The sequence below is a fragment of the Mitsuaria sp. TWR114 genome (assembly GCF_007997345.1).
In genome coordinates this window covers 1-4,528 of record NZ_VOSR01000667.1, presented here as the reverse complement: position 1 = coordinate 4,528, position 4,528 = coordinate 1, and the positions used below count along the sequence as shown (strand labels likewise).

Here is a 4,528-nt window from a genome sequence, read left to right as displayed (position 1 = left end):
ACCTCCGGCCTGCCGCTGCGGACGATGCCGCGCGCACGTGGCTTGTGCTCGCACGTGATGCATCACGGCGGACTGCAGGAGGTGCCGGACACCTGGCACGACAGCCGCTTCCTCGACCACCCGCTGGTGCAGGGCGCGCCGTATGTGCGCTTCTATGCGTCGGTGCCGCTGTCGCTGTCCACCGGCGAGGTCGTCGGCAGCCTGTGCGTGATGGACCGCCTGCCGCGGCGCCTGCGCGAGCGCCAGCGCGAGTCGCTGGTGACGCTGTCGCGCTGCGCGATCAATGAGCTCGAGGCCCGCCGGCGCGAGCCGCGCCACATCGACCAGGCGATCAGCGCCGCGATGACGCTCTGAGCGCGATCGCGCCTCGGCCGCTCAATGCGGCCAGGCGCGCGGCGCGTACAGCGACGGGTGGGCCGCGACGGCCTCCAGCGGCAGGCGGCGGCCGGCTGCGTGGTCCTCGATGCATTGCAGGATCAGCGGGCTGCGGTGGCGGTCACGGCTGGCGCGGATCTCGTCCAGCGTCAGCCAGAGGGTGCGCTGGATCGGCTCGTCGAAAGGGCGGCCGGGGATCTGGTCGCCGACCCGGCCGGTGAAGGCCAGGCGCACGTAGGTCACGTCGTCGCCGCGGTCCGGGCGCAGGAAACGCGACATGTAGACGCCGAGGAAGGCGTCCGGCGTGAACGGCCGGGCGGTTTCCTCGAGGACTTCGCGCTTGACCGCGTCGATCGCGGACTCGGCCTGCTCCAGATGGCCGGCGGGATTGTTGAGCAGCAGGCCGTCGCGGGTGAGCTCCTCGACCAGCAGGTAGCGGCCGTCCTGCTCGATCACGGCGGCGACGGTGACGCTGGGCTTGAATCGTTCGGTCATGGTCCTTCCTGGGGGGCGGCTGGTCCGGCGGCAGGGGATGCCGGGGAGCGCCACCTCGATGTGGGAACGGGGCCGCATTGTGAGGGGGCCTGGTGACAGCGGCGGCGAACAGCGACCACGCCGGCGAAGGCGTGTCCCCTGAACCCGTCGGCGCACCCGTCCGACATCGCCCAAAAGCAAAACCCCGGCTTGCCGGGGTTTTCTTCATTCTTCAGCGAGAGGCTCAGTTGCCCCGGCCGTGTCCGTGGCCGCGGTCATCGTCGCGGTCCTTGTCGTGACCGTGTCCGCGGCCGTGACCCTTGCCGGGACCGCGATCGTCATCGCGGTAATCGCGGCGGCCATCGTCGCGCCAGCGATATTCGGTGTGTTCCCGGCGGTATTGCGGGGCGTACACCTCGCGGTACCAGTTGTCCCGGACGAAATACACCGGCCGGCCGCACGCGTTGTAGCGCGCGCAGTGCTTGGCCCAGTTCTTCTCATGGCCCGGCGGCACGCGGAGATAGACCGCCGGCGCGGGCGCCGGCACCCGGGTCACCAGCACCGGCCGCTCGTACACCACCTGCGGGCGCACATTGCCGATGTCGATCTGTCCATAAAAGCCCGGTTCGCCAATGCTCACCGAGACCCCCACATCGGCGGCCCGGGATGCCATCGGCATCAGGGCCACCAAGGCCAACGCACTGCTGAGGAGAATTTTCTTTGTCATGGTCTGACTCCTTTCGGTCGTCATTTAACGTCGCTTTGACCCCCTTCGACGACTCTAGTTCACCATTCGAAACAGCTTTGCCTCACATTGCTCATGGGTTTGGTTGGTGAAAACCCCAGTCGCGGGCGCGTCCCGCCCGAGGCGGTCCCCCGGTTAAGCTCGCCCGGACCCTGATTCAGGATGGAGGGATTCCAGATGCTGATCGGTGTGCCGCAGGAAACCGCGGCGGGGGAAGCGCGCGTCGCCGCGACGCCGGAAACCGTCAAGAAGCTGGTCGCGCAGGGCCACACGCTGCGCGTTCAGCAAGGCGCCGGCCTGAACGCCAGCGTGACCGACGAGGCCTACGCCGCCGCCGGCGCGGAACTGGTCGGGCGCGAGGCGGCCTTCGCCTGCGACCTCGTCCTGAAGGTCCGTGCGCCGGAGCCCGGCGAGATGGCGCTGTTCAAGCCCGGCGCGGTGCTCGCCGGCATGCTCAATCCCTTCGACCGCGACGGCCTGCAGCGCCTGGCCGAGGCGCGGCTCACCGCCTTCGCGCTCGAGGCCGCGCCCCGCACCACCCGCGCGCAGAGCATGGACGTGCTCTCCAGTCAGGCCAACCTGGCCGGCTACAAGGCGGTGATGCTGGCCGCCTTCCATTACCAGCGCCTGTTCCCGATGCTGATGACCGCCGCCGGCACGATCAAGGCCGCGCGGGTCGTCGTACTGGGCGTCGGTGTCGCCGGCCTGCAGGCGATCGCCACCGCCAAGCGGCTGGGCGCGGTCATCGAGGCCTCCGACGTGCGCCCCGCGGTGAAGGAGCAGGTCGAGTCCCTCGGCGCCAAGTTCATCGACGTGCCCTACGAGACCGACGAGGAGCGCCAGGCCGCCGAGGGCGTCGGCGGCTACGCCCGCCCGATGCCGCCGAGCTGGCTGCAGCGCCAGCAGGTGGAGGTCGCCAAGCGCGTCGCCCAGGCCGATGTCGTCGTCACCACCGCGCTGATCCCCGGACGGCCGGCGCCGGTGCTGGTCACCGAGGAGATGGTCCGCGCGATGAAGCCGGGCTCTGTCATCGTCGACATCGCGGCGCCGGCGGGCGGCAACTGCCCGCTCACCGAGCCGGGCCGGACGGTGCGCAAGCACGGCGTGACGCTGGTGGGCGAGACCAACCTGCCGTCGCTGGTGGCGGCGGACGCGTCCGCGCTCTACGCGCGCAACGTGCTGGATTTCCTGAAGCTGGTGCTGACGAAGGAAGGCGGCTTCGCGCTGCCGGCCGACGACGACATCGTGACCGCCTGCCTCGTCGCGCACGAGGGCCAGGTGCTGCGCCAGGCCTGAGCGGCCACCCTGCTGGAGGCCGCGAGGCCGCATGACGACCGGGCCGCGCGCCCGCAAGGAGAGTCCCGGATGGATGCCGTTTCTCCCACCCTCATCAACCTGACGATCTTCGTGCTGGCGATCTACGTCGGCTACCACGTCGTCTGGACCGTGACGCCGGCGCTGCACACGCCGCTGATGGCCGTGACCAACGCGATCTCGGCAATCGTCATCGTCGGCGCGATGCTCGCCGCCGCGCTCACCGAGACCTCGCTGGGCAAGTTCATGGGCACCTTCGCCGTCGCGCTCGCGGCGGTCAACGTCTTCGGCGGCTTCCTCGTGACGAGGCGGATGCTGGAGATGTTCAAGAAGAAGGAGCGCAAAACCCCGGCCGACGGCCACGGCAACGCGAAGGGCTGACCGATGTCGATGAACCTCGTCACGCTGCTCTACCTGATCGCGAGCGTCTGCTTCATCCAGGCGCTCAAGGGGCTCTCGCATCCGACCACCTCCATCCGCGGCAACGTCTTCGGCATGGTGGGCATGACCATCGCCGTGCTCACCACCGGCGCGTTGATCCTGAAGCTGGCCGGCGGACAGACGCTGGGGCTGGCCTATGTCCTGGGCGGACTGGTGGTCGGCGGCGGCATCGGCACCGTCATGGCGCAGCGCGTCGAGATGACCAAGATGCCGGAGCTGGTGGCCTTCATGCACAGCATGATCGGCCTGGCGGCGGTGTGCATCGCGGTGGCCGCGGTCGTCGAGCCGCATGCCTTCGGCATCGCGCCCCGCTACGCGCCCATCCCCGGCGGCAACCGCATCGAGCTGGCCCTGGGCTGCTTCATCGGCGCGGTGACCTTCTCCGGCTCGGTCATCGCCTTCGGCAAGCTCAGCGGCAAGTACAAGTTCCGCCTGTTCCAGGGCGCGCCGGTCACCTTCCCCGGGCAGCACTGGCTCAACCTGGTCCTGGGCCTGGCAGCGGTGTTCTTCATCTTCGGCTTCTGGCACTCGCAGAGCGCGATGGACTTCCTGCTGGTCGCGGCGCTGGGCTTCGTGCTGGGCGTGCTGCTGATCATCCCCATCGGCGGCGCCGACATGCCGGTCGTCGTGTCCATGCTCAACAGCTACTCCGGCTGGGCCGCGGCGGGCATCGGCTTCTCGCTCAACAACAGCATGCTGATCATCGCGGGCTCGCTGGTGGGCAGCTCGGGCGCGATCCTGAGCTACATCATGTGCAAGGCGATGAACCGCTCGTTCTTCAACGTGATCCTGGGCGGCTTCGGCGCCGAGGGCGCCACCGCCGCCGGGGCCGCCCAGCAGCGCAATGTGAAGAGCGGCAGCGCGGACGACGCAGCCTTCATCCTCGGCAACGCGGAGAGCGTGATCATCGTCCCCGGCTACGGCCTGGCGGTCGCGCGCGCGCAGCATGCGGTCAAGGAGCTCGCGCAGAAGCTGATCGAGAAGGGCGTCACCGTCCGCTATGCGATCCATCCGGTGGCAGGTCGCATGCCCGGCCACATGAACGTGCTGCTCGCCGAGGCCGAGGTGCCCTACGACCAGGTCCATGAGATGGAGGACATCAACGCCGAGTTCGGCCAGACCGACGTGGCCATCATCCTCGGCGCGAACGATGTGGTGAACCCGGCCGCGCTGCAGAAG

6 protein-coding genes are annotated in these 4,528 nt (G+C 69.3%); 4 read left to right on the top strand and 2 right to left on the bottom strand.

All coding sequences use genetic code 11. From position 1 onward, the window contains the following. Positions 1–354, top strand: a 354-nt coding sequence (locus tag FUT87_RS21950) for a GAF domain-containing protein (protein WP_147242389.1), incomplete at its 5' end; no start/stop codon positions are given. 21 nt (positions 355–375) lie between these two features. Here the strand turns inward: FUT87_RS21950 and FUT87_RS21945 are convergent. Continuing rightward, complete coding sequence (locus tag FUT87_RS21945) at positions 376–870, bottom strand: NUDIX hydrolase (RefSeq protein ID WP_091730456.1); 495 nt, start codon at positions 868–870, stop codon at positions 376–378. Between the two features lie 223 nt (positions 871–1,093). After that, complete coding sequence (locus tag FUT87_RS21940) at positions 1,094–1,576, bottom strand: hypothetical protein (protein ID WP_091730459.1); 483 nt, start codon at positions 1,574–1,576, stop codon at positions 1,094–1,096. A 195-nt stretch (positions 1,577–1,771) separates the two neighbouring features. On the opposite strand from FUT87_RS21940, the gene FUT87_RS21935 reads away from it, so the two are divergent. From FUT87_RS21935 to FUT87_RS21925, 3 genes are all read left to right on the top strand, one after another. Beyond that, a complete protein-coding gene (locus FUT87_RS21935; RefSeq protein ID WP_091730463.1) occupies positions 1,772–2,890 on the top strand; it encodes a Re/Si-specific NAD(P)(+) transhydrogenase subunit alpha in 1,119 nt (372 codons plus the stop codon). Positions 2,891–2,959: 69 nt separating this feature from the next. Continuing rightward, complete coding sequence (locus FUT87_RS21930; RefSeq protein WP_091730467.1) at positions 2,960–3,289, top strand: NAD(P) transhydrogenase subunit alpha; 330 nt, start codon at positions 2,960–2,962, stop codon at positions 3,287–3,289. A 3-nt stretch (positions 3,290–3,292) separates the two neighbouring features. Further along, the coding region (locus FUT87_RS21925; protein WP_147242388.1) for an NAD(P)(+) transhydrogenase (Re/Si-specific) subunit beta at positions 3,293–4,528 on the top strand (1,236 nt) is incomplete at its 3' end.

Coding starts and splice junctions, on each gene's coding strand:
- FUT87_RS21945 (WP_091730456.1), bottom strand. CDS start 870: ATGACCGAACGATTCAAGCCCAGCGTCACCGTCGCCGCCGTGATCGAG.
- FUT87_RS21940 (WP_091730459.1), bottom strand. CDS start 1,576: ATGACAAAGAAAATTCTCCTCAGCAGTGCGTTGGCCTTGGTGGCCCTG.
- FUT87_RS21935 (WP_091730463.1), top strand. CDS start 1,772: ATGCTGATCGGTGTGCCGCAGGAAACCGCGGCGGGGGAAGCGCGCGTC.
- FUT87_RS21930 (WP_091730467.1), top strand. CDS start 2,960: ATGGATGCCGTTTCTCCCACCCTCATCAACCTGACGATCTTCGTGCTG.